26 protein-coding genes are annotated in these 22,851 nt (G+C 63.0%); 4 read left to right on the top strand and 22 right to left on the bottom strand.

Annotation, left to right across the window (positions count from 1 at the left end; genetic code table 11):
- The first annotated feature begins 43 nt into the window (after nt 1–43).
- Nucleotides 44–979, top strand: coding sequence for a hypothetical protein (locus FIU86_RS03455; protein WP_152473796.1), 936 nt, complete (start codon nt 44–46; stop codon nt 977–979).
- Nucleotides 980–1,120: 141 nt separating this feature from the next.
- Here the strand turns inward: FIU86_RS03455 and rplP are convergent, their stop codons facing one another.
- From rplP to rpsL, 15 genes are all read right to left on the bottom strand, one after another.
- Complete coding sequence (gene rplP, locus FIU86_RS03450) at nt 1,121–1,534, bottom strand: 50S ribosomal protein L16 (RefSeq protein ID WP_103762141.1); 414 nt, start codon at nt 1,532–1,534, stop codon at nt 1,121–1,123.
- A 12-nt stretch (nt 1,535–1,546) separates the two neighbouring features.
- Entirely contained in the window at nt 1,547–2,257 is a 711-nt protein-coding gene (gene rpsC, locus FIU86_RS03445; RefSeq protein ID WP_103762140.1) for a 30S ribosomal protein S3, read from the bottom strand.
- Entirely contained in the window at nt 2,257–2,637 is a 381-nt protein-coding gene (rplV, locus tag FIU86_RS03440) for a 50S ribosomal protein L22 (RefSeq protein WP_152473795.1), read from the bottom strand. The genes rpsC and rplV overlap by 1 nt, the downstream gene beginning before the upstream one ends.
- A 3-nt stretch (nt 2,638–2,640) precedes the next feature.
- The gene (gene rpsS, locus FIU86_RS03435; protein WP_057794973.1) at nt 2,641–2,919 is read right to left on the bottom strand and encodes a 30S ribosomal protein S19; all 279 of its coding nucleotides are present in this window, start codon (nt 2,917–2,919) and stop codon (nt 2,641–2,643) included.
- A 3-nt stretch (nt 2,920–2,922) separates the two neighbouring features.
- Nucleotides 2,923–3,765, bottom strand: coding sequence for a 50S ribosomal protein L2 (gene rplB, locus FIU86_RS03430; RefSeq protein ID WP_103762138.1), 843 nt, complete (start codon nt 3,763–3,765; stop codon nt 2,923–2,925).
- 282 nt (nt 3,766–4,047) lie between these two features.
- The gene (locus FIU86_RS03425; RefSeq protein ID WP_057794967.1) at nt 4,048–4,254 is read right to left on the bottom strand and encodes a cold-shock protein; all 207 of its coding nucleotides are present in this window, start codon (nt 4,252–4,254) and stop codon (nt 4,048–4,050) included.
- A 283-nt stretch (nt 4,255–4,537) separates the two neighbouring features.
- Nucleotides 4,538–4,834, bottom strand: a complete 297-nt coding sequence (locus FIU86_RS03420) for a 50S ribosomal protein L23 (RefSeq protein WP_103762137.1) — start codon at nt 4,832–4,834, stop codon at nt 4,538–4,540.
- The gene (gene rplD / locus FIU86_RS03415) at nt 4,831–5,448 is read right to left on the bottom strand and encodes a 50S ribosomal protein L4 (protein WP_152473794.1); all 618 of its coding nucleotides are present in this window, start codon (nt 5,446–5,448) and stop codon (nt 4,831–4,833) included. Before rplD ends, FIU86_RS03420 begins: the two co-directional genes overlap by 4 nt.
- Nucleotides 5,445–6,311, bottom strand: coding sequence for a 50S ribosomal protein L3 (rplC, locus tag FIU86_RS03410; RefSeq protein ID WP_152473793.1), 867 nt, complete (start codon nt 6,309–6,311; stop codon nt 5,445–5,447). The genes rplD and rplC overlap by 4 nt, the downstream gene beginning before the upstream one ends.
- Before the next feature lie 12 nt (nt 6,312–6,323).
- Nucleotides 6,324–6,638 (bottom strand): 30S ribosomal protein S10, encoded by a 315-nt coding sequence (rpsJ, locus tag FIU86_RS03405; protein WP_103762134.1) that lies wholly within the window; start codon nt 6,636–6,638, stop codon nt 6,324–6,326.
- Between the two features lie 154 nt (nt 6,639–6,792).
- Entirely contained in the window at nt 6,793–7,968 is a 1,176-nt protein-coding gene (gene tuf, locus FIU86_RS03400) for an elongation factor Tu (protein ID WP_152473753.1), read from the bottom strand.
- Between the two features lie 47 nt (nt 7,969–8,015).
- On the bottom strand, nt 8,016–8,777 hold the full coding sequence (locus tag FIU86_RS03395; RefSeq protein ID WP_152473792.1) for a hypothetical protein: 762 nt from the start codon (nt 8,775–8,777) through the stop codon (nt 8,016–8,018).
- Nucleotides 8,774–10,897: an elongation factor G gene (gene fusA, locus FIU86_RS03390; protein WP_152473791.1), complete on the bottom strand. Its 2,124-nt coding sequence runs from the start codon at nt 10,895–10,897 to the stop codon at nt 8,774–8,776. The genes FIU86_RS03395 and fusA overlap by 4 nt, the downstream gene beginning before the upstream one ends.
- Before the next feature lie 21 nt (nt 10,898–10,918).
- The gene (gene rpsG, locus FIU86_RS03385; protein ID WP_057796812.1) at nt 10,919–11,389 is read right to left on the bottom strand and encodes a 30S ribosomal protein S7; all 471 of its coding nucleotides are present in this window, start codon (nt 11,387–11,389) and stop codon (nt 10,919–10,921) included.
- Between the two features lie 12 nt (nt 11,390–11,401).
- Entirely contained in the window at nt 11,402–11,773 is a 372-nt protein-coding gene (gene rpsL, locus FIU86_RS03380) for a 30S ribosomal protein S12 (RefSeq protein ID WP_103762132.1), read from the bottom strand.
- Nucleotides 11,774–12,230: 457 nt separating this feature from the next.
- On the opposite strand from rpsL, the gene FIU86_RS03375 reads away from it, so the two are divergent.
- Nucleotides 12,231–13,058 carry a glycosyltransferase gene (locus FIU86_RS03375; protein WP_152473790.1) on the top strand — a complete coding sequence of 276 codons (828 nt, stop codon included), beginning with the start codon at nt 12,231–12,233 and terminating at the stop codon, nt 13,056–13,058.
- Here the strand turns inward: FIU86_RS03375 and FIU86_RS03370 are convergent.
- The 7 genes from FIU86_RS03370 to FIU86_RS03340 all read right to left on the bottom strand — a co-directional run bounded on the left by FIU86_RS03370 (nt 12,991) and on the right by FIU86_RS03340 (nt 21,279).
- On the bottom strand, nt 12,991–13,893 hold the full coding sequence (locus FIU86_RS03370) for a DMT family transporter (RefSeq protein ID WP_152473789.1): 903 nt from the start codon (nt 13,891–13,893) through the stop codon (nt 12,991–12,993). The two genes, FIU86_RS03375 and FIU86_RS03370, sit on opposite strands and share 68 nt — an antisense overlap.
- 47 nt (nt 13,894–13,940) lie before the next feature.
- Nucleotides 13,941–14,210: a hypothetical protein gene (locus FIU86_RS03365; RefSeq protein ID WP_152473788.1), complete on the bottom strand. Its 270-nt coding sequence runs from the start codon at nt 14,208–14,210 to the stop codon at nt 13,941–13,943.
- Nucleotides 14,211–14,367: 157 nt separating this feature from the next.
- Nucleotides 14,368–15,159, bottom strand: coding sequence for a 3'(2'),5'-bisphosphate nucleotidase CysQ (locus FIU86_RS03360; RefSeq protein ID WP_152473787.1), 792 nt, complete (start codon nt 15,157–15,159; stop codon nt 14,368–14,370).
- Nucleotides 15,146–16,489, bottom strand: coding sequence for a TldD/PmbA family protein (locus FIU86_RS03355; protein ID WP_152473786.1), 1,344 nt, complete (start codon nt 16,487–16,489; stop codon nt 15,146–15,148). The genes FIU86_RS03360 and FIU86_RS03355 overlap by 14 nt, the downstream gene beginning before the upstream one ends.
- Before the next feature lie 112 nt (nt 16,490–16,601).
- On the bottom strand, nt 16,602–18,167 hold the full coding sequence (locus FIU86_RS03350; protein WP_152473785.1) for a hypothetical protein: 1,566 nt from the start codon (nt 18,165–18,167) through the stop codon (nt 16,602–16,604).
- The gene (locus FIU86_RS03345) at nt 18,130–19,650 is read right to left on the bottom strand and encodes a DUF2125 domain-containing protein (RefSeq protein ID WP_172977417.1); all 1,521 of its coding nucleotides are present in this window, start codon (nt 19,648–19,650) and stop codon (nt 18,130–18,132) included. The genes FIU86_RS03350 and FIU86_RS03345 overlap by 38 nt, the downstream gene beginning before the upstream one ends.
- A gap of 87 nt (nt 19,651–19,737) precedes the next feature.
- On the bottom strand, nt 19,738–21,279 hold the full coding sequence (locus FIU86_RS03340; protein ID WP_172977416.1) for a DUF2125 domain-containing protein: 1,542 nt from the start codon (nt 21,277–21,279) through the stop codon (nt 19,738–19,740).
- A gap of 163 nt (nt 21,280–21,442) precedes the next feature.
- On the opposite strand from FIU86_RS03340, the gene FIU86_RS03335 reads away from it, so the two are divergent.
- Together FIU86_RS03335 and FIU86_RS03330 are read left to right on the top strand one after the other, a co-directional pair.
- Nucleotides 21,443–22,186 (top strand): SDR family oxidoreductase, encoded by a 744-nt coding sequence (locus FIU86_RS03335; RefSeq protein ID WP_152473782.1) that lies wholly within the window; start codon nt 21,443–21,445, stop codon nt 22,184–22,186.
- A complete protein-coding gene (locus FIU86_RS03330) occupies nt 22,183–22,797 on the top strand; it encodes an enoyl-CoA hydratase/isomerase family protein (protein ID WP_152473781.1) in 615 nt (204 codons plus the stop codon). The genes FIU86_RS03335 and FIU86_RS03330 overlap by 4 nt, the downstream gene beginning before the upstream one ends.
- Nucleotides 22,798–22,851: the final 54 nt, after the last annotated feature.

The following is a 22,851-nucleotide window of genomic DNA, read 5'->3' as shown; positions in this document are numbered from 1 at the left end:
GAGTTATGCGACCCGTCATAAAGGTTTGTAACGAGAGGATATTATGGAACTTATTCTGCTGGCATTGCTTGGCATTGGCGCAAGCGCAATGATCTTCGATGGCTCGGACGATGACCAGGCTGAGGCGCTCCCAGAGGGTGACGAGATCGATGTGACAGATCAGGAAGCGATCACAGGTTCCGAGGGCGACGATACGATTTCGGGCGGCGAACCTACATTGGCCTTGGATTCACTTTCGGCGGGCGGTGGGAACGATCTGATCGACCTTGCCTTCGCCGACACTGCCCAGATTGATGGGGGCGACGGAAACGACACGATCAACGCAGTCACGTTCGAGTCCACCATTTCGGGCGGTGAAGGCGATGATGAAATGAACTTGCGCCCCCAATCCTCGTGGGTCAATGGTGATGCGGGCGACGATGTGATCAATGTCTCGCAATCGTTCAACCAGTCGTCCACACCCGCCAACGGCCCGTTCATAACTTCGGGGCCGTCATTCATCTCCGGCGGCGAGGGCGACGACATCCTGAACTACGAGGTGGCAACGGATCCCAGCGCCTCAGCCTTCGAATTGAGCGGCGGCGAGGGTGCCGATACTATTACTCTGGATGTCACCACCACGGATTACGCCTTTACCCAGTTGCCCGAGGAACTCCTGTTCGAATTCGACGAGTTCGGAAATGTCATCGGCGAAGTCGAAACGCCGGTTGTCAGAGACACGATCGCAATACTCACCGACTTCGAGCCGGGCGTAGATCAGCTTGAACTTGATCTGCGCGACACGCATGACGAGATCAGCGGCGCGCACACGCTGAATTTGGTGGACTCTGAAGAAACTGCAGATGGAACGGCTTTGCGGATGACGTTCGACTCCGCACGCCCCGAAGACCCCGACGCCAGCTACCAGATTGTCGCCACCGTCTTTTTGCAAGACACCTTCGGCCTCGATCTGGATAGGGACGTAACGCTCTTCACGTAGCGCCGCTCAACTCCACGCCCCCAAGGCCAACAAAAAACCCCCGCCGATCACTCGACGAGGGTTCTTTTTTCTTACTGGACTGCGACCGCAATTGACTGCGTCAATCGCTTTCCCGCACGCGTCATTCGCACGCGAATGACGTCACCAGTCTTCCCGAACCACGACGCGGGTCTTGACCGGCAGTTTCATCGCCGCGAGGCGCAGGGCCTCCATGGCAACCGCCTCGCCGACCCCGTCGATCTCGAACATCACACGGCCGGGCTTGACCTTGCAGGCCCAAAAATCGACCGAGCCCTTACCTTTACCCATCCGAACTTCGACGGGCTTGGATGTCACGGGCGTGTCCGGGAAGATCCGGATCCAGACGCGGCCCTGACGCTTCATGTGACGCGTCATGGCCCGACGGGCTGCCTCGATCTGACGGGCGGTCACGCGCTCGGGCGTGGTCGCTTTCAGGCCGTAAGTGCCAAAGTTCAGATCAGAGCCGCCCTTGGCCTCGCCCTTGATCCGGCCCTTGAACATCTTACGGAATTTAGTGCGCTTTGGTTGAAGCATTTCTCATCCTCCTCAGCGGCGGCCGCCACCAGCACCACGAGGTGCCGGGCCGTCCTGAAGTTCCTGCGCCTTGCGATCCCGGGCTGCCGGATCATGTTCCATGATCTCGCCCTTGAAGATCCAGACCTTGATGCCGATGATCCCGTAGGGCGTGCTGGCCTCGATATTGGCGTAATCGATGTCGGCACGCAGCGTGTGCAACGGAACCCGGCCCTCGCGGTACCATTCGGTCCGTGCGATCTCGGCACCGCCCAGGCGGCCCGCGACGTTGACCCGGATCCCCAGGGCCCCCATGCGCATGGCGTTCTGCACGGCACGTTTCATCGCGCGGCGGAACGAGACACGACGCTCCAGCTGCTGGGCAATGCTTTCACCCACCAGGGCCGCGTCCAGTTCCGGCTTGCGGACCTCGACAATGTTCAGGTGCAGTTCGCTGTCGGTCATCGCCGCCAGCTTCTTGCGCAGGGTCTCGATATCGGCGCCTTTCTTGCCGATGATCACGCCTGGACGCGCGGTGTGCACCGTGACGCGGCACTTCTTGTGCGGACGCTCGATGATCACGCGGCTGATGCCGGCCTGCTTGCACTCTTTCTTGATGAAATCACGGATCGCGATGTCTTCCAGCAGAAGATCACCGTAATCCTTGGTATCGGCGTACCAGCGGCTGTCCCAGGTGCGGTTCACCTGCAGGCGCATGCCGATCGGATTGACTTTGTTACCCATTAGGCTTGCTCCTCGACTTCACGCACCTTGATGGTGATCTCTGAGAACGGCTTCATGATCCGGCCGAACCGACCACGGGCGCGCGGACGGCCGCGTTTCATGATCAGGTTCTTGCCCACATAGGCCTCGGCCACGATCAGATCGTCGACATCGAGGTTGTGGTTGTTCTCGGCGTTGGCCACGGCGGACTGAAGGCATTTCTTCACGTCCTGCGCGATCCGCTTCTTCGAGAAGGTCAGATCGTTCAGCGCCTTGTCCACCTTCTTGCCACGGATCATCGCGGCCACCAGGTTGAGTTTCTGCGGGCTGGTGCGAAGCATGCGCAGTTTTGCCATCGCTTCGTTGTCAGCCACGCGGCGGGGGTTCTTTTCCTTGCCCATGACTTACTTCCGCTTCGCTTTTTTATCGGCGGCGTGCCCGTAATAGGTACGGGTCGGCGCGTATTCACCGAATTTCTGACCGATCATATCTTCCGACACGTTGACGGGGATATGCTTGTGACCATTGTACACGCCAAACGTCAGGCCCACGAACTGGGGCAGGATCGTCGAACGGCGCGACCAGATCTTGATGACTTCGTTGCGCCCCGACTCGCGCGATGCTTCGGCCTTTTTCAGGACGTAGGCATCGACGAAGGGGCCTTTCCATACAGAGCGGCTCATGTGTTAACGGCCCTTCTTCCTGGCGTGACGCGAGCGGATGATCAGCTTCTGCGACGCCTTGTTCTTGTTACGGGTGCGCGCACCCTTCGTCGGCTTGCCCCAGGGCGTCACCGGGTGACGACCACCCGAGGTTCGGCCCTCGCCACCACCATGGGGGTGGTCGATCGGGTTCATGACCACGCCGCGCACGGACGGGCGAATGCCCTTGTGGCGCATGCGGCCGGCCTTGCCGTAGTTCTGGTTGCTGTTGTCGGGGTTCGACACGGCACCAACGGTCGCCATGCACTCCTGACGCACCATGCGCAACTCGCCCGAGGACAGACGGATCTGGGCATAGCCACCGTCGCGGCCCACGAACTGGGCATAGGTGCCGGCAGCACGTGCGATCTGGCCGCCCTTGCCGGGCTTCAGCTCGATGTTGTGAACGATCGTGCCGATCGGCATGCCCTGGAACGGCATCGCGTTGCCGGGCTTGATGTCGGCCTTGGGCGAGGCGACGACGCTGTCACCCACGGCCAGGCGCTGCGGCGCCAGGATGTAGGCTTGCTCGCCATCTTCGTATTTGATCAGCGCGATGAATGCCGTCCGGTTCGGGTCGTATTCGATCCGCTCGACGGTTGCGGCCACGTCGATCTTGTTGCGTTTGAAATCAACGATCCGGTAAAGGCGTTTGGCGCCACCCCCGCGACGACGCGAGGTAATCCGCCCGGTGTTGTTCCGGCCGCCCGATTTCGTCAGACCCTCGGTGAGGGCTTTGACGGGACGTCCTTTCCACAGCTCCGAACGGTCGATCAGCACCAGCCCGCGCTGGCCCGGCGTCGTCGGCTTGTACGACTTGAGTGCCATGCTTTCTGTCTTCCGTTTAGCAAACGGCGAAACCGGAATGTCCAGCTCCACCTATGTAGGGTGGGTGAAAACCCACCATGGTTATAGGCCCCCTTAGGTGCCCGGCTCAGGTGTTCTCGCGAACAACGGCAAAGCCCCGGACGAATCCGGGGCCTTGCGGATGGGGTCGTGTACGAAAGACCACCCTTGGGGTCAAGCCTTTCTCCCAAAGAAAAACCCCGGCCACGCCTGCGCCCGGGGTTCACGGTTTTCAAAGGCCGGCGGCAATGCCGCCAGGAGCCCTTACGCCAGCGCGATGTTGACGGCGCTCTCGCGTCCGTCACGGCCGGATTCCAGGTCATAGGTGACCTTCTGATCGTCGGCCAGGCCGGTCAGGCCCGAACGCTCGACGGCCGAGATGTGAACGAAAACGTCCTTGCCGCCCGATTCCGGTGCGATAAAGCCGTAGCCTTTGGTGGTGTTAAACCATTTCACGGTGCCGTTGGCCATTTCCGTGTCTCCTTTAGATGTTGCTGCCCGCAGTATGCGGCAGCTTGGCGGCGTCATGACAAGATCGAAAGCCAGTCGCCGTAAAGGAGAAAGGGTCGATAGGTAGTAACGTAGCACCGTCCATATGGGCGCTCAGGTGATTCACGTCAATGAAAATCACGGTCCGCGCCCGCTGGTCCGTTGATTTCGGGCGATAAAACGCCGGGACGCGCCGAACGGAAAACCCCCGCCGATCTCTCGACGGGGGCCAATCTCGTAGGGTGGGTTTTCAACCCACCAAACCTCAAAGCCCGGTCGTCACGTCGATCGTGTTGCCCTCTTCGAGCGTCACGTAGGCTTTCTTGACGTCCTTGCGGCGGCCCATGATGCCACGGAACCGCTTTTGCTTGCCCTTGGTGATGGACGTGTTGACCGCTTTCACCTTCACACCAAAGAGCGCCTCGACGGCCTCCTTGATCTGGGGTTTCGCGGCGTCCATGGCCACCTCGAAAACAACGGCGTTCGCTTCCGACGCCATCGTGGCCTTCTCGGTGATCACGGGCTTGCGGATCACATCGTAATGTTCTGCTTTCGCGCTCATTTCAACCGAGCCTCCAGTGCTTCGACACCCGCCTTGGTCAGCACGAGCGTGTCGCGCTTGAGGATGTCGTATACGTTCGCGCCCATGCTGGGCAGCACGTCCAGACCGTCGATGTTGGCCGCGGCGCGGGCAAAGCCCTCGTTCACCTCGGCGCCGTCGATGATCAGCGCGCGCTTCCAGCCCAGGTCCTTGACCTGCTTGGCCAGTTCCTTGGTCTTGGCGGCACCTTCGGCGGCCTCGATCACGACCAGTTCACCCGCCTTGGCCTTGGCCGACAGCGCGTGCTTCAGGCCCAGCTGACGCACCTTCTTGGGCAGGTCATGCGCATGGCTGCGCGGGACCGGGCCCTTGTAGATGCCGCCCTTGCGGAAGATCGGCGCGCCGCGGTCGCCGTGGCGTGCGCCACCGGTGCCCTTCTGGCGATAGATCTTCTTGGTCGAATAGCTGACCTCGGACCGGGTTTTCACCTTGTGAGTGCCCTGCTGCGCCTTATTGCGCTGCCAGCGGACCACGCGGTGCAGGATGTCGGCACGCGGATCGAGATCAAAGATCTCGCCCGAGAGCTCGACCGAACCGGCTTTGCCGCCGTCGAGTTTGATCACGTCGAGTTTCATTCCTCACCGTCCTTCTTCTCTTCGCCGGCATCATCGGACTTTTCAGCCTCGATATCGGCTTCGGCCTCTTTCAGCGCGGCGGCTTCCTGGGCTGCCTGCTCTTCGGCCAGGCGCTGTGCTTCGGCCTCGGCCTCGGCGGCTGCGGCGGCTGCGGCTTCTTCCGCGGCTTTCTCTGCTTCGGCTGCGGCCGATTTCAGAGCGGCGGGCAGAATGGCGCTTTCCGGGAACGGTTTCTTCACCGCATCCTTGATCGTCACCCAACCACCTTTCGAGCCGGGAACCGCGCCCTTGACCATGATCAGGCCACGGTCGGCGTCGGTTTTCACCACTTGCAGGTTCTGCGTCGTCACGCGGGCAGCACCCATGTGACCGGCCATCTTCTTGCCCTTGAACACCTTGCCGGGGTCCTGACACTGACCGGTGGAGCCGTGCGAGCGGTGGCTGATCGACACACCGTGGCTGGCCCGCAGACCGCCGAAGTTGTGCCGCTTCATCGCACCCGCAAAGCCCTTACCGATCGAGGTGCCGGAAACGTCCACGAACTGACCTTCGAAATAGTGGTTCGCGGTGATTTCCTCGCCCACGTCGATCATGTTCTCGGGCGCCACGCGGAATTCCGCGACCTTGCGCTTGGGTTCCACCTTGGCGACGGCGAAATGGCCACGCATGGCTTTCGACGTCCGTTTCGCCTTGGCGGTCCCTGCACCCAGCTGAACAGCGGCATAGCCGTGTTCTTCGGGCGTGCGTTGGGCGACGACCTGCAGTTTGTCCAGTTGAAGAACGGTCACAGGGATCTGCTTGCCGTCTTCCATGAAAAGCCGGGTCATGCCGACTTTCTTTGCGATTACACCAGAGCGCAACATGTCCTGCCCTCCTTAAACCGAGATTTGCACGTCCACGCCGGCAGCCAGGTCGAGCTTCATCAGCGCGTCGACGGTCTGGGGCGTGGGATCAACGATGTCCAAGAGACGCTTGTGCGTCCGGATCTCGAACTGATCGCGCGATTTCTTGTTCACGTGGGGGCCACGCAGAACGGTGAACTTCTCGATCTTGTTCGGCAGCGGGATGGGCCCGCGTACGTCTGCGCCGGTCCGCTTGGCGGTGTTCACGATCTCCTGCGTGCTGGCGTCCAGCACACGGTAGTCGAACGCCTTCAGGCGGATACGGATGTTTTGGCTAGCTACGGCCATTTTTCTTATCCCTAACAGGGTTCCAGCGGAGAGGAAGAGAAGCGGAATTGCCGCCCTTCGTCGCGCCTAAAGTGGGGCCGGGTGCCGACCTCGGTCAGCACCCGGTAACTCTGGATCACCCCGGACCTTGCCCGGGATGACGCTTTGCCTCAGATCACTCGACGATCTTCGACACGACGCCGGCGCCGACGGTGCGGCCGCCTTCGCGGATGGCGAAGCGCAGGCCGTCTTCCATCGCGATCGGCGCGATCAGCTCGACCTCGAACTTCAGGTTGTCACCCGGCATCACCATCTCCGTGCCCTCGGGCAGCGTCACCGTGCCCGTCACGTCCGTCGTGCGGAAGTAGAACTGCGGACGGTAGTTGGCGAAGAACGGCGTGTGACGGCCACCCTCTTCCTTGGTCAGGATATACGCCTCGGCCTCGAACTTCGTGTGCGGCGTCACCGAACCCGGCTTGCACAGCACCTGGCCGCGCTCGACGGCATCACGCTCGATACCGCGCAGCAGCAGACCAACGTTGTCGCCGGCCTCGCCCTGGTCCAGAAGCTTGCGGAACATCTCGACGCCCGTGCAGGTCGTCTTCTTGTTCTTGTTCAGGCCCACGATCTCCATCTCTTCGCCGACCTTGATCAGGCCACGCTCGATCCGGCCCGTGGCAACCGTGCCGCGGCCAGAGATCGAGAACACGTCCTCGACCGGCATCAGGAACGGCTGGTCCACGGCGCGCTCAGGGGTAGGGATGTAGTCGTCGACCGCCGCCATCAGCTCGCGGATCTTCTCTTCGCCGATCTCGGGGTTGTTGCCTTCCATCGCCGCAAGCGCCGAGCCCGCGATGATCGGAATGTCGTCGCCCGGGAAGTCGTACGAGCTCAGAAGCTCGCGCACTTCCATCTCGACCAGCTCCAGCAGTTCCTCGTCATCGACCTGGTCGACCTTGTTGAGGAACACTACCAGCGCGGGAACACCCACCTGGCGCGCCAGCAGGATGTGCTCGCGGGTCTGCGGCATCGGGCCGTCGGCCGCGTTCACCACCAGGATCGCGCCGTCCATCTGGGCGGCGCCGGTGATCATGTTCTTGACGTAGTCGGCGTGGCCGGGGCAGTCGACGTGCGCGTAGTGACGGTTCTCGGTCTCGTATTCCACGTGCGCGGTCGAGATCGTGATCCCGCGCGCTTTCTCTTCCGGCGCACCGTCGATCTGGTCATACGCGCGGAAGTCACCGAAATACTTCGTGATCGCCGCCGTCAGCGTCGTCTTGCCGTGGTCAACGTGACCAACGGTCCCGATGTTCACGTGCGGTTTCGAACGGTCAAACTTTTCCTTTGCCATGGGAAGTTCCCTTTCCTTCGTATTATCGTGTTACGTTTGTCTGTGTTTCAGTTGCTGTTCTGTTTCGCGGCTTTTCGCGCCCGGGCAATGTCCTGCTCACAGGCCAATGTGTGACACGGCCCGTCATGCTTGGCCCGCGCTTCGAGTTCCGCGCGACGCACTGCGGCATCGTTACCGGACACCTGTTCCGAAGATGATCCCGAAGAGGTCGAAATGGTATTCCGCGATGTCGTGGAAGGCGCTTGACCCGGAGGTGCACCGAAAACCAAGATTCGGGATCTTGCGACAAACTCTTGGGACATTTGGCGCAATTCAGTTGAGGCGTCGTCGCGGGTAGCGACGGCGATGATGCCTCCCGCAGCCCAACCGCCGCCACCCGACGAAACCTTCGCGGGCGGCAACAGAACGTCACCGGTGCGAGGATCAACCAATGACAGACTTCCGGTCATCGTGCTTTCACCTCCGATGAGCATCGACTGACCGGCCGTGATGATATTCACATCATCGACAGACAGTTCGGCGCGCGCCGCACGCGGGCCATTGCCCTGCCCGCGCAGCATAACATTTGCCGACTGGGTCACCAACGACTTGACGCTTTCAGACGAGACCGCCCGGCCTTTGGTTTTCTCACCCATATTACTCACATCAACGACGACCTCTGTAATGCGAAGGTTCGACCGCGAAGCTTCGTTCAGCAGCGATTCTTTCGGGGCTGGCCCGGCACAAGCTGCCAAGCCAACCGCCATTACACCAAACAGAACAGTTCTTCTCAACATACCGGTATTCGCTCTTGTCACTTCCGAGGTCACGCGTATTTCGCCTGGATCTCTTCCGAGATGTTCGACGGCACAGGCTCGTAATGTGAGAACTGCATGGTGAACTGGGCACGGCCCGACGACATCGAACGCAGCGTGTTGATGTAACCGAACATGTTGGCCAGCGGCACGTTCGCGTTGATCGCGATGGCGTTGCCGCGCGGCTCCTGTCCCGAAACCTGCCCACGACGCGAGGTCAGGTCGCCGATCACGTTGCCGGTGTATTCCTCCGGCGAGATCACTTCGACCTTCATGACCGGCTCCAGCAGTTTCGCGCCGGCCTTGCGGAGACCTTCGCGCATGCCCATCCGTGCCGCGATTTCAAAGGCCATCACGGACGAGTCCACGTCGTGGAACTTGCCGTCGATCAGCGCGACCTTGAAGTCGATGACCGGGAAGCCGGCCAGCGGGCCGCTATCCATCACGCTCTCGATGCCCTTCTCGACGCCGGGGATGTATTCCTTCGGCACGGCACCACCGACGATGCGGCTTTCGAACGAATAGCCTTCGCCCGGCTCGGTTGGCGAGATGATCATCTTCACCTCGGCGAACTGACCCGAACCACCCGACTGTTTCTTGTGGGTGTAGGTGTGTTCGATCTCGTGGCTGATGGTCTCGCGATAGGCCACCTGCGGCGCACCGATGTTGGCTTCGACCTTGAATTCGCGCTTCAGGCGATCAACCAGGATGTCGAGGTGAAGTTCGCCCATCCCCTTCATGATGGTCTGACCGCTCTCCATGTCGGTCTCGACGCGGAAGGACGGATCCTCGGCGGCCAGACGGGCCAGGCCCTGGCTCATCTTTTCCTGGTCGTTCTTGGTCTTGGGCTCGACTGCGATCTCGATCACTGGGTCGGGGAAGGTCATGGTTTCCAGAACCACCAGTTCCTTGGGATCGCTCAGCGTGTCACCCGTGGTGGTGTCCTTCAGACCGGCCAGCGCGATGATGTCGCCGGCAAATGCCTCTTCGATCTCTTCACGGTTGTTCGAGTGCATCATCATCATTCGGCCGATGCGCTCTTTCTTGCCCTTGGTCGAGTTCTGGATCGTGTCGCCCTTGTTCAGCACGCCCGAATAGATGCGCGTGAAGGTCAGCGAGCCGACGAACGGGTCGTTCATGATCTTGAACGCCAGGCCCGAGAACGGCATGGAATCGTCCGCGCGACGCGGGATGTTCCGAGTCTCGGTCTCGTCATCGGGGGCAAAGCCCATGTAGTCGACCACGTCGAGCGGGCTCGGCAGATAGTCGACAACGGCGTTGAGCAGAGGCTGCACACCCTTATTCTTGAACGCCGAACCGCCCAGAACCGGAACGAAGCTCAGCGACAGCGTGCCCTTGCGGATCAGTTGCCGCAGCGTCGGGATGTCGGGCTCGTTGCCTTCCAGGTATTCCATCATCGCGTCGTCGTCCATTTCGACGGCGTTCTCGATCAGCTTGGCGCGCCAGTCGTCGGCCAGCTGCTTGAGGTCGTCGCGAATGGGCTGGCGGGTCCAGGACGCGCCCAGGTCTTCACCTTTCCAGGTCCACTCTTCCATGGTGACCAGGTCGATGATGCCTTCCAGCTCGTTCTCGGCACCGATCGGCATGGCGATCGGCACGGCTTTCGCGCCGGTGCGGTCTTCGATCATCTCGACACAGTTGAAGAAGTCGGCACCGATCTTGTCCATCTTGTTGACGAAGACGATGCGCGGCACCTTGTAGCGGTCGGCCTGGCGCCAGACGGTCTCGGTCTGGGGCTCGACACCCGCGTTGGCGTCCAGCACGCAGATCGCGCCGTCAAGCACCGCCAGCGAACGCTCGACTTCGATGGTGAAGTCGACGTGGCCGGGCGTGTCGATGATGTTCATCCGGAACTTGGTGTCGTCGGTGCCCTCTTTCGTCGGGTCTTCCTGCCACTGCCAGAAGGTGGTGGTGGCGGCCGACGTGATGGTGATCCCGCGTTCCTGCTCCTGCTCCATCCAGTCCATGGTGGCCGCACCATCGTGCACCTCACCGATGTTGTGGGATTTGCCGGTGTAAAACAGGATCCGTTCCGAGCAGGTGGTCTTGCCTGCGTCGATATGGGCCATGATGCCGAAGTTGCGGTAGCGTTCGAGCGGATAATCGCGTGCCATGATGCAAATGCCTCTAGGGTTTTACCAGCGGTAATGGCTGAAGGCTTTGTTCGCCTCGGCCATCTTGTGGGTGTCTTCACGTTTCTTGACGGCGGTCCCGCGCGAGTTCACGGCATCCAGAAGCTCGCCTGCCAGGCGCTCTTCCATCGTGTTCTCGTTGCGGCCACGGCAGGCGGTGATCAGCCAGCGGATCGCCAGCGCCTCGCGGCGCTCGGGGCGAACTTCGACCGGAACCTGGTAGGTGGCACCACCGACACGGCGCGAGCGGACCTCGACCGACGGTTTGATGTTGTCCAGCGCTTCGTGGAAGATTTCCACGGGCGCGCGTTTGACCTTGTCTTCGACGCGATCGAGCGCGTTGTAGACGATTTTCTCCGCAACCGACTTCTTGCCGTCGATCATCAGGTTGTTCATGAACTTGGTCAGAACCCGGTCGCCATACTTGGCGTCGGGCAGGATTTCACGTTTTTCAGCGGCGTGACGACGAGACATCTGAAATTCCTCTTACTTGGGACGCTTGGCGCCGTATTTCGAACGACGCTGCTTGCGGTCCTTGACGCCTTGGGTATCCAGGACACCGCGCAGGATGTGGTAACGCACACCGGGAAGGTCTTTCACACGGCCGCCACGGATCAGGACCACCGAGTGCTCCTGAAGGTTGTGGCTTTCGCCGGGGATATAGCTGATGACCTCGAAACCATTGGTCAGGCGCACCTTGGCAACCTTCCGCATGGCCGAGTTCGGCTTCTTGGGCGTGGTGGTGTAGACGCGCGTGCACACGCCGCGCTTCTGCGGGCACCCTTGCAGGTGCATCGACTTCTGGCTTCTTGTTTTCGGCTGCCGCGGCTTGCGGATCAGCTGTTGGATCGTTGGCATAGGGTCTCTTTCCCGTCTCTCAACACATGTGTTTGCACCGGGTCACCCCCGCGCGGTTTCAGTTCCTCGCACATAACGCGTCCGCAATGCGCAAATACCGCAATCGTTTCCATTCCGAGGTAAACGACGCGGCGGGTTCCCAGAGGATCGGGGCACTCAAACGGCCCGGATCTTGTCCACTAGAATTTTGAGTTCGACATTCAGGGCGGCCCCCGAGGTCGAGATGAGCGGCGTATAGGGGGAGTCGGGACGGCTGTCAACACTCCCATCCGCCCTGGATGGCGACACGGTATGCCCCTAACAAAAAAGCCCGGATGCGCAGGACAGGAAACCTGTCACGCCACCGCCAACACGCCCTAACGCCCGGCACTGCCACCGGCAACCCCGGTTTCCCGCTTGCCCGCCTCACGCGCATTTGCAACCATGCGGCCACCACGTCTCGAAGGTGCCCCGCTCCATGCGCGCAATCGGTATATGCCGCTTTTCCTATCCCGCGCTCGGCGGCTTCAAACGCATGCACGACACCGTCGAGGAGCGCGAGGCCTATCTCTATGCGCCCGAGCGGATGGAGCTGCGCTTTCGCCACTTCGAGGCGCTCACCCTGCCCTCTATTGCAGGGCAGAAGGACAAGCGCTTTACCTTCATCGTCCTGACCGGAGAGCGGATGCCCAAGCCCTGGTGGGACCGGCTCAACGACATCTGCGCCCCGGTCGAGCAGATCAAGATCGTCACCGCCGAGCCGATGAAACACCGCACCGCGATGCAGTTGGCCATTCAGCACGAGCTTGCCGCGGGCGACGACGACGAGTCCCTGCAGTTTCGCCTCGATGACGACGACGCCGTGGGCACCAACTTCATCCGCGGCATTCGCCGCACCGCCCGGCTGGCCGGCAAGCTACGTGCCGGGTGGCAGAATATGGTGATCGAATATTCCCGCGGTTATTCCGTCAAGCTGACCCCCGACGGCATCCTCGCCCACGACATCCAGGGCCAGTTCCTGGCCTGCGGTCTGGCCGTGCTCTTCCGCCCCGGCGACCCCAAGACGGTGATGAATTACGGCCATCACAAGCTGCACCATTCCATGCCGACCCTGATTGAGCCCGAGACCCACATGTACCTGCGCGCCCTTCATGACGACAACGACAGCCACGCGCGGACCAGCACCAAGGGGCTGGCGCCCCTGACTGACGATCAGCGCGCCTTTTTCAAGGCCCGCTTCAATGTCGACGAGGCGGCTGTGCAAGCGGCCTTTTCCGTCCCAGCTGCGACTCGCGGTAAAGGGTGAACAGCCCGCTGCCCACCACGATTGCAGCCCCCAGCAGGGTCAGCGTCGCGGGCCATTCCCCGAATACCACGAAGCCCAGCAGCATCGCCCATAACAGCCCGGTATAGCGGAAGGGGGCGACGAAACTGATCTCGCCCACCCGCATCACCATGATCGAAAACAGATACCCGCCGATGATGAACAAAGAGGCGGTTCCGACGAGACCGGCCTCCCGCATCCCCATCGGCGCCCAGTCGACGCCAAGGCTCAAAAGCCCGAAAATCGTCATCGTTGCGATGGATGTCAGCAGCGTGACGAACATCGACGGCGTGTCCTTCGACAACCGCCGCGTCGACAAGTCCCGCACGGTGACACAGCCCACCGCCAGCAGCGCGTAAACCGCATAGAAATTGAAGTCATCCGTCCCGGGTCGCACGATCAGCAGCACACCGGCAAAGCCCACAAGGATCGCCACCATCCGCCGCCACCCCACCGGCTCGCGCAGGAACAGTGCAGCGGCCAGCGTGATGGTCAGCGGCAGGGCCTGCAATATCGCCGTCACGTTGGCCAGCGGCATGTTGAACAGCGCCGTCAGAAAGAAATAGGCCGCGCCGACCTCGGCGGCCGTACGCAACGCCATCAACCCCCAGTCCCGGCGCGGCAGGCTCGCCTTCAACGCGCCCATGCGCCACGCGATACAGGCCACCAGCACGGTCGTGATCATCCCGCGCAACAACAGCAACTGGAACAGCGGCACGTCCCCCGCCATCGCCTTCATCGCGGTGTCGTTGAACGTGAAGCACGCCATCGACGCCATCATCAGCAAGGCGCCGGTCAGGTTTTCGGAACGTGTCATGCCCCGGCTCTAGACCGGCGCCGACCCCGGTACAAGCGCCAAGCGCGTCAGTCCGCCAGCATCAATATCATCGCCAGGTTCGGCAGCACCGCGGCAAAGGTGATAAGCGCGTATTTCGACACCGTCACGGCCTTGCCCAGCCAAGTCTCCTTCCGGCTTGCACCTTCAAGGCTGTAGGCCACGGCCATCACCGCATGGCCCCCCGCCTCTCGCTTGCGCCAGTCCCGCCGCAGGTCCGCCATGCTGCGCTCGAAGATCTCCTTCTGACGCAGGTATTCCGCAGTCCGCGCGTCCTGCTCGATCGTCTGTCCGTCCATATACCGTCTCCCATCTTGGAAACGGGAACCTAGGTCGGGCCGAACGCGGTTCGACGGCAAGCGGAGAAACGCGCCAATCTGTCGCTCAGCTGGCGTTTCATCCTTCCGAAAATACTCGAACAAAACCAAACCTGCGCGGCGCAGCCGCACACTCGGATCAGATCGCAGCCCCGGGCGCCAGCGCCTCCAGAAGCGCGCCATGCACCACCGGATTCGCGGCCAGAACCCCGTCGAGCTTCGGCATCGGGTTGTTGAACCGCAGAGGCTTTCCTTCCCGGTCCGAAGTCACCGCGCCGGCTTCGCGCAAGATCAAGTCACCCGCCGCGATGTCCCACTCCCACGCGCCGCGCAGGGTCATCATCGCGTCGAACCGCCCCTCGGCCACCAGCGCCAGCCGATACGCCAGCGACGGGCGGAACCCCCGGTCCATCTCGGGCGGACGCCCGGCCCGCCAGTGCCGCGCGTCGAAATTCGGTTTCGCCGCCAACATGCTGCTTCCGTTCAGCGCCCCGGCATCGCTGACTTTCAGGCGCTTGCCGTTCAGCGTCGCCCCCTGCCCGGCCGCGGCGGCATACATCATGTCCCGCATCGGCAAATAGACCACGCCCGCCACCACCGCGCCCCGCTCGACGACGGCCAGCGCGTGGGCCCAGGTCCGCGTGCCCTCGATGAAGCTGCGCGTGCCGTCGATGGGGTCGATGATGAACACCCGGTCACGCGACAGCCGCTCGGGCGTGTCGGCGCTTTCCTCCGACAGCCAGCCATACTCGGGCCGTGCGCCGCGCAGATGCTCGGCCAGCACCTCGTTCACCGCCAGGTCGGCCTCGGTGACCGGCCCCGCGCCGCCCGGCTTGTCCCAGACCCGCGCCTCGGGACCGGTATAGCGGCAGGCGACCTCGCCCGCCGCCCGTGCCGCAGAAATCAGAAGATCCAGCTCAGTTGCCGGCAAGGGTCAGCCCTTCGACCAGCAGCGACGGCACCACGCGCGATTTCCAGGGCCGCGCGTCATTGGCCGGAATGATCCCGCGCAGCATCTCCGGCAGGCTGCCCGCGATGGTGCATTCGTTCACCGGGAACGCGATCTCGCCCTTCTCGATCCAGAACCCGGACGCCCCGCGGGAATAATCACCCGTATTGGGATTGATCGTCGAGCCGATCATGGACGTCACCAACAGGCCCGTTCCCATCTCCGCCATCAGTTCTTCACGGCTCTTGTCGCCCTGCGTCAGCGCCACGTTGGTCGACAGAGGCGACGGCACCGAGGATGGCGCCCGCCGCGCATGACCCGTCGACGGCAGCCCCAGCTTGCGCCCCGTGGCCAGGTCCAGAATCCACGACTTCAGCACCCCGTTCTCGACCAGCGCCCGCTTTGCCACCGGCAACCCTTCGGCATCGAAAGGCTGCGAGCCAAGCGCGCGCGGGCGCAGCGGATCGTCGGTCAGCGACAGCGCGTCAGGCAGCACGGGCTCGCCCATCCGGTTCATCAGCCACGACGCCCCGCGCGACACCGCACCACCGTTGATCGCGGCCAGCAGATGCCCGATCAGGCTCGCGGCCACGCGCTCGTCGTACAGCACCGGATAGGACCCGGTATAAGGCTTCTTCGCGTCCAGCATCGCAGCGGCACGTTCCCCTGCCCGCGTCCCGATCTCCTCCGGTGTGCGCAGGTCGGCGGCGAATACGCGCGTATCCGCATCATAGTCACGCTGCATCCCCGTGCCCTGCCCGGCAATCGCAACTGCGCTCAGGCTGCGAGCGCTGCTGGTGAACCCGCCGGAAAAGCCGTTGGTCGCCGCCATGTGCATATGCTCGACCTCGTGATCGGCCGACGCCTGAACCTGGGTCACGCCATCCACGGCCATCGCAGCAGCCTCCAGCGCCAACGCGGCCTCCTGCATGTCGGGCGCTGCCGGTTCTGAACCGGGGTCGTGCAATTCCAGCGCCGCGACATCCCAGCTCTGCGCCAGCTGGTCCGGCTCCGCCAGCCCGGCGAACGGATCCTGGGGCGCCTCGCGGGCCATGGCCACCGCGCGTTCGGCCAACATCACGAGGGTTTCTTCCCGTGTGTCCGACGCGCCGACGCAGGCCTGACGCTGCCCCACGAAGACACGCAAGCCGACCTCGACGCGTTCCGATCGCTCCGCCTGTTCCAAGGTTCCGGCCCGGACACCGATGCTCTGGGATCGCCGCTCGACGGCCACCGTATCTGCCGCGTCGGCCCCGGCCTTATGCGCCGCCGCCAAAAGCGCTTCGGTCAGGTTTTCCGGTGTCACGGGCATAAAGCTCTCCTGTATGCTGCGCGCGTCCGACGTCGCGCAGGCGTGTGAGAATTTGGTCAGGGCCCGATCTACTGCGCTGCCGAAACGGGCGCAAGGCATGGGCGCCGGGCAGTCAGCGCAGGCGCTGCCCGTTCACCACGACCTGCCCGTCGCCGAAAAGCTCTACCTCGGCACGCACCGCGTCGTCCTCGCCATCCACCGGTGCGGTGAACATGCCCATCATCATCCGCGCCGACATAGCGTCATCGATCGTCAGAACGCCGGCCTCTGTAAGCCGGTCAAGCAGGCCCTGAACGCCGATCAGTTCGAACGTGGCGTCGCCTTCCGTCGCCGGGAACCCGTCGAAGGCCTGCGGCGCGCTGTGATCGAATCTCACCGCGCCCTTTCCCGCCAGTTCCGCATCCCAGAACCGGGCGTCCAGCGCCCTGAGGTCCAGCGTTTCGATCGACACCGGCAAGGGTCCGTTGAACGATTGGCCTAACGCGGCAAGGTCGAACAACGTCTCCAGAAGGATCGCCTCGCCGCCCAGATCGACCTTCAGATCCGCCGTTTGTCGCGGAAGCGCGTCGGACATGAAAAACGCAGTCCAGGTCTCTTCCGACAGTGTCAGCCCGTCCAATTCGAACCGCAGCGCGTAATCCTGCGGCTCGACCGCCCGCAAGACCGGCATTGCCAGGTCCAAAAGGATTCGCGCCGCCTCAACGTCCACGCTGATGCCCAATAACTCGTCCGTCATCTGCATCTCGGCCGCGTCCGCCCCCGACACGACACCCAAACCGTCGCCCTTCAGCGTGAAAAGGCCCGTGATGTTGGTCCACCGGGTCTCGCTGGAAGCGATCTGCTCGCCGGCATACCATTCGTCGTCCTCGTCAAAGCCGGACTTGGCCGCGGCCTCGTGTCGGAACATCATGCCGGCCTCGGCAAGCTCCGGCAGGCGGTCCAGCGTCGGCCCGCCGCGCGCCAGGCGCAGCTCGGTCAGGGTTTCGACCTCGTCACGCCTCAGCGTACCGGCCAGACCCTCCGGGCTGCTCTGGTCCCCATAGCCATAGTCGATCACCACCTGCCCGGCCACGCCGCGGCGCGTGAAGTCCAGCCAAGCGTCGTCGATCCGGCTGATCTGCGTGATGTCGAAACCGGATTGAACGTACCGGTACTCAGCCGGAAAGGGCTGACCGCCAATACCGTATTCGGTCATGTCGATCTCGAAGTTTTCGCCGCTCCAGCGTGTCTCAATCCCGGCGTCGGTCTGCCGCATCCGCACGCTGACGTCTTCCATTCGCCAGGCGAACGCACCGGACGAGCTAAATCCGTCTTCCGCGTCGCCGGTCGTAGCCACGCTGAACGGCATGGCCTCGGAGGTGGGCAACTGCACCACTATTTCCCCGGCATCGGGCACGAAACGGGGCCCTGGCAGTTGCAGGGTCATCTCAAGCGGAAGCCCCGGAAACTGCATCGAAAGAAAGATCGGTCCCACCGCCAGCGCATCGCCCTCGGGCACAACATCGGCTTCCCAATCAAGGCCCAGCGCCTCGAACTGGGTCGTCCAGACGCCCCACGCCTCCTCGACCGTCAGGTCGGCAAGCGCAGCGCGCGGAACGCACAGCGCCGCGAGCGCGATTCCCTGCCAGACCCTCACCGGCTCACCGCAGCCGCTGGCCGTTGGCCAGCACCTGTCCATCCTCGGTCACCTCGATGGTCGAGGTGATCACATCCTCGCCCTCACCGGGTGTGCCGAACATGCCCATCATCATGCGGGCACCCATGGCCTGCTCCTCAGGCACAAGTCCCATCGCGACCAGTGTATCGATCAGGCCATTGGCACCGCTGACGCGCAGATCGACGCTACCATTCGGAGCGGGCATGCCGGGGAAGGTCTCGTAATCCTCGTTATCGACCTCGAAAGCACCGCTGCCGGTAAGCTCCGCGCCCACGGCTCGCACCACCAGGTCGTTCAGTTGAACGTTCTCGATCCGGTCCAGTGTCTCCTCTGTCGGGGACACGTTCATCATCCGCATGATATCCAGCGGATCGCGGCTCAGCACGGCTTCGCCGGACAGGTCAAAAACCACCGTCATCGGGTCGCGCGGCAGTTGTTCCTCTGCATCGAACAGGGCCCAGATCGCCTCGTCCAGGGTCACCTCTTCCAGCGTCATAAGAAATTCGACCGGCACCGCGCCATCGGTCTCGGTCACCGGCGCCGTGATCTGGCCTTCGCTGCGTCCGATTTGGCCCGCAATCGGAAAGGGCATTTCCGGCGGCATCACGAACTCGAACGCGAAATCGGTATAGGCGCCGCCCACCGACAGCCCGTCTTCGCTCAGCGCGACATCGCTGCTCTCCATGGTATAGGCCGTGGTCTGGCGCATCTCCATGTCCTCGACCGCGGTCACCGTGGTGCCGTCCACCTGCATACCCCCGGTCTTGGCCAAAAGCATCAGCCCGGCGCGCAGCGCATCGTCAAGGTTCAGCAGGTCAACCTGCCCGGCCGGGATCGCCAGTTCCACTTCCGAGGTCCCGCCAGTCATCTTTTGCTGCCCGCTCGACACAGCGCCTTGCGGATCGCTGAATTTCGTGTCGAAGGTCATGCTGTCCGAGGTGGTGGACATCGACACCCTCACGATATCCCCCTCGATGATCTCGTATTGGCTGGTCCCGGTCAAAGTGCCTTCGACCGAAACATCCACCACGCCTTCGTCCGGCACGGTGAAGTCGGTCAAGGCGAACCGCGCGTTCTCGAACGCCCCGTCATAGCTCACCTGCCCCGGCGAGCCGGTGGCAATGGTCGGAGTGTCGAACCCTTCGTAAACCAGAGACGCGGACATCACCTCACCCTCCTCGGGCAAGGTGAAGGTGATCTCCGCTGTCATTCCATCGGGATAGGCAAGCGCCACGCTGCCGTCGCCCTGTTCGGTCAGGGTGAAGCCGTTCGAACTCAGCCGCGCCACGCCCGCATCCATCGGCATCGCATAGGTCATGACCATGCTGTCGACCCGCAGGCTGTCGCCTTCGCGCACCGGCTCGGCAGTGACCTCAAAGCCAAAGGCCCGGGCCGGCGCCATCATGTTGGTCAGGACGTCGTCGGCCGTCACATCGGCCAGCGCCGTCACCGGCGCCACAGCCGAAGCGCTCAGGATCACGGGGAAAACACGGGAATACGTCATAGGCTCACCTTTCATCAGAGCTCAATCGTCAAAAGCACGAAGGGCCGGATCGTCCGGCCCCCGCAAATGTCTTCACCTCGGTCGGGTTCAGCGCAGACGCTGCCCGTTCGCAAGGACCTGTCCGTCGCTCTTGACCTCGATCGTCGAGTTCAGCGTGTCCTCGCCGTCGCCGGGAACCGCGAACATGCCCATCATCATGCGCACGCCCATCGCCTGTTCCTCTGGGACAATGCCCATGGCAATCAGCGTATCCAGAAGCCCGTTCGCGCCGGTCAGCTTGAGGTCGACCGACCCGTCCGGCGCCGGCATTCCGTCGAAGGTCTCCAGATCGGAGTTGTCGAAAGTGAACGCCCCTTCGCCGGTCAGTTCCGCACCCGCTGCGCTGACCGTCAGGGTGTTGATATCCAGCGTGTTCAGCTCGCCCGGCACACCCAACTCGCCGGTTTCCGCTGCTTCCATCTGCTCGGGGTCGAACAGGTCGAAGAACAGCTTGGCCGTCCCTGTCAGGTCCAGGTCGATCGTCGCCGGGTCACGAGGCAACTGGCCTGCGGGATCGAAAATGCCCCAGATCATGTCCGACATGGTGAAATCGCCCAGCGTCAGGCCCAGCGCAAAATCCTGTTCCTCCTCGCTCTCGACGATGGGGGCGGTCAGGTTGAAGGCCGCGGTGCCGAACCCGACCTCGATCGGTAGAGGAATATCGCCGCCGGTCATGTTCAGCTGCATGTTGCTCGCCGACAGATCGTAGGTCAGGCCATCAGCGCCCATCGCCACGGTGATCTCGCCTCCGTCCGAGCTGGTGGTGCCCTGCGTCGTCTGCGACGGCTCCACGATCTCGAATTCGCTCGATCCTTCGGAATAGGTGATCGTTGCATCAGCATCGAAACCGTTCTCGATCGAGGCCGCGAAATTGCCCGGGTCCATCTCGAGCGGCATCGCGCCATTGGCAGCGACCGTCATGCCGGCGAACTGGCCTTTCCAGGTGAACTGGCCGTCGCTGCCCTCGGGGTCGGCCACGTCGATGGTGTAGTTCACCGGGCCGGCGGTCATCTTCTGCTCGGATGTGCGCAGGTTGCCGACCGTCATCGTGGTCGTCCCTTCGACATCGGCAATGCGGAACTCCACCGTACCGATATCGACGGTTTCACCTTCGGCGACCACGTCGCCCACGATGATCGCGATCTCGCTGGCTGAATAATTGTACAGCAGGTCATCGGGGTCGCCCGATGCGGTCATCTCGAAACCGGTCGTGTTGTATTCCAACCCGATTGCCACCTCTTCGGCATCCGGATAAGAGGCCTGTATCTGCATCGGCATCGAGGCGGGGATCGACACCGAAACCGTGCCGTCGCCGTTATCAGTAAAAGTTATCTCGCCAAGGTTGACGGAAACCGTCATGTCCTCTTCGGGAACAGCCATCGACATGGTCACGTCCGACACGGTCAGAGCGTCGCCCGATTGGGATTCTTCGCCGCTCACCTCGTAGCCGGAGCTCGACAGGTAGCCTTGCCAGTCGGCCCAGACATCCGCCGGCGTGACGTCCGCCTGCGCCGCACCCGCTGTCAGCGCGATGCTCATCGCAGTGGTCATCCCGAACCGGGCTCGCCCTGTCAAACCGAACATTTTCATGAAGAATCCTTTCGTGTTGAAATCGTTGGTCGCGCATAGCTTCCGCCGTAGCGCAGGCATGGTCAAGGGGGGTAATTCCCGCCTTCCGCTGGACCTTGCCCGCCACGCGCGATAGCTCTCGCATCAAGACTTAGTCATCGCAGCGGCGAAAAGGTTCAATCCCATGCAAGACAAGACTGTCCTCGTCACTGGCGCCAGCCGCGGCATCGGCGCCGCCGCGGCCCGCCATTTCGCGTCGCTGGGGGCCAATGTGGTGCTCGCCGCGCGAAGCACCTCCGCGATCGAGGAGATCGCGTCCGAGATCGGCGACCGCGCCCTGGCCGTATCCTGCGACGTCAGCCGCTACGACGACGTCAGCGCCGCGGTGGCCGCGACCACCGACCGTTTCGGCGGGCTCGACGTGCTGATCGGCAACGCCGGGGTGATCGAGCCCATCGCGCACCTGTCCGACGTCGATCCCGACGAGTGGGACACGGTCATCGACATCAACCTCAAGGGCGTCTTCCACGGCATGCGCGCCGCCCTGCCGGTCATGAAACAGGCCGGCTCCGGCACCATCATCACCATCAGTTCGGGTGCCGCCACCAGCGCGCTCGAAGGCTGGAGCCACTACTGCGCCTCCAAGGCCGCCGCGCTGATGCTGACCCGCGCCGCCGACAAGGAAAACCGCGATCACGGCATCCGCGTTCTGGGCCTGTCGCCCGGCACGGTGGCCACCGACATGCAGCACCAGATCAAGGCCAGCGGCATGAACCCAGTGGCCCAGCTCGACTGGTCCGACCACATCCCGCCCGACTGGCCCGCGCGGGCGCTGGCGTGGATGTGCACGGCCGAGGCAGATGGCTGGCTGGGTCAGGACATCAGCCTGCGCAACGAGGATATCCGTCTCACGGTGGGCCTGACATGATCGACCTCGACAAATCCGATGACGGCCTCTGGACCGTCACACTGAACCGGCCGGACAAGGCCAATTCCCTGACCCGCGCCATGCTGACCGAGCTGGCCGACATCGCCGAGGCCGCCACCGAGGCCCGCGCGCTGGTCCTGACCGGCCGCGGCAAGGCGTTCTCGGCGGGCATGGACCTCGAGGCCGCCAAATCGGGCCTGCCAACCGACCCGGTGTGGGAGCGCCTGTCGGGCGCATTCTCTGCGCTGCCCTGCCTGACCATCGCCGCGCTCAATGGCACCGTCGCGGGCGGGGCCATGGGCATGGTGCTGGCCTGCGACCTGCGCATCGCGGTGCCCGGCACCAAGGTCTTCTACCCGGTGATGAAACTTGGGTTCCTGCCACAACCCTCCGACCCGGGGCGGCTGACGCGGCTGATCGGCCCGTCGCGGGCCAAGATGATCCTGATGGCGGGCCAGAAGATCGACACGGAAACCGCGCATCACTGGGGCCTGATCGACCAGGTGACAGAGCCCGATGCCCTGCTCGACACTGCGCGCACGCTCGCCACCGATGCGCTCGGCGCCACACCGGACCACGCGGCGGGCATCAAGCACCTCTGCCGCCCCTGAGCGCGCCGGAATTTTCGAAAATTCCGGGATAGAGAATAAGTATTTTCTATCCCG

Origin of the sequence: Roseovarius sp. THAF9 (genome assembly GCF_009363715.1) — a bacterium.
In the GTDB taxonomy this organism is placed as follows: domain Bacteria; phylum Pseudomonadota; class Alphaproteobacteria; order Rhodobacterales; family Rhodobacteraceae; genus Roseovarius.
This window is presented reverse-complemented; position numbering and strand designations above follow the sequence as displayed.

Coding starts and splice junctions, on each gene's coding strand:
- rplP (WP_103762141.1), bottom strand. CDS start 1,534: ATGCTTCAACCAAAGCGCACTAAATTCCGTAAGATGTTCAAGGGCCGG.
- rpsS (WP_057794973.1), bottom strand. CDS start 2,919: ATGAGCCGCTCTGTATGGAAAGGCCCCTTCGTCGATGCCTACGTCCTG.
- FIU86_RS03340 (WP_172977416.1), bottom strand. CDS start 21,279: ATGAAAATGTTCGGTTTGACAGGGCGAGCCCGGTTCGGGATGACCACT.
- rplC (WP_152473793.1), bottom strand. CDS start 6,311: ATGTTGCGCTCTGGTGTAATCGCAAAGAAAGTCGGCATGACCCGGCTT.
- rplV (WP_152473795.1), bottom strand. CDS start 2,637: ATGGGCAAGGAAAAGAACCCCCGCCGCGTGGCTGACAACGAAGCGATG.
- FIU86_RS03330 (WP_152473781.1), top strand. CDS start 22,183: ATGATCGACCTCGACAAATCCGATGACGGCCTCTGGACCGTCACACTG.
- FIU86_RS03335 (WP_152473782.1), top strand. CDS start 21,443: ATGCAAGACAAGACTGTCCTCGTCACTGGCGCCAGCCGCGGCATCGGC.
- FIU86_RS03455 (WP_152473796.1), top strand. CDS start 44: ATGGAACTTATTCTGCTGGCATTGCTTGGCATTGGCGCAAGCGCAATG.
- rpsL (WP_103762132.1), bottom strand. CDS start 11,773: ATGCCAACGATCCAACAGCTGATCCGCAAGCCGCGGCAGCCGAAAACA.
- FIU86_RS03370 (WP_152473789.1), bottom strand. CDS start 13,893: ATGACACGTTCCGAAAACCTGACCGGCGCCTTGCTGATGATGGCGTCG.
- tuf (WP_152473753.1), bottom strand. CDS start 7,968: ATGGCAAAGGAAAAGTTTGACCGTTCGAAACCGCACGTGAACATCGGG.
- rplD (WP_152473794.1), bottom strand. CDS start 5,448: ATGAAACTCGACGTGATCAAACTCGACGGCGGCAAAGCCGGTTCGGTC.
- FIU86_RS03425 (WP_057794967.1), bottom strand. CDS start 4,254: ATGGCCAACGGCACCGTGAAATGGTTTAACACCACCAAAGGCTACGGC.
- FIU86_RS03420 (WP_103762137.1), bottom strand. CDS start 4,834: ATGAGCGCGAAAGCAGAACATTACGATGTGATCCGCAAGCCCGTGATC.
- FIU86_RS03355 (WP_152473786.1), bottom strand. CDS start 16,489: ATGCCCGTGACACCGGAAAACCTGACCGAAGCGCTTTTGGCGGCGGCG.
- rpsG (WP_057796812.1), bottom strand. CDS start 11,389: ATGTCTCGTCGTCACGCCGCTGAAAAACGTGAAATCCTGCCCGACGCC.
- FIU86_RS03345 (WP_172977417.1), bottom strand. CDS start 19,650: ATGACGTATTCCCGTGTTTTCCCCGTGATCCTGAGCGCTTCGGCTGTG.
- fusA (WP_152473791.1), bottom strand. CDS start 10,897: ATGGCACGCGATTATCCGCTCGAACGCTACCGCAACTTCGGCATCATG.
- FIU86_RS03350 (WP_152473785.1), bottom strand. CDS start 18,167: ATGGACAGGTGCTGGCCAACGGCCAGCGGCTGCGGTGAGCCGGTGAGG.
- FIU86_RS03365 (WP_152473788.1), bottom strand. CDS start 14,210: ATGGACGGACAGACGATCGAGCAGGACGCGCGGACTGCGGAATACCTG.
- rpsC (WP_103762140.1), bottom strand. CDS start 2,257: ATGGGTAACAAAGTCAATCCGATCGGCATGCGCCTGCAGGTGAACCGC.
- rpsJ (WP_103762134.1), bottom strand. CDS start 6,638: ATGGCCGTAGCTAGCCAAAACATCCGTATCCGCCTGAAGGCGTTCGAC.
- rplB (WP_103762138.1), bottom strand. CDS start 3,765: ATGGCACTCAAGTCGTACAAGCCGACGACGCCGGGCCAGCGCGGGCTG.
- FIU86_RS03375 (WP_152473790.1), top strand. CDS start 12,231: ATGCGCGCAATCGGTATATGCCGCTTTTCCTATCCCGCGCTCGGCGGC.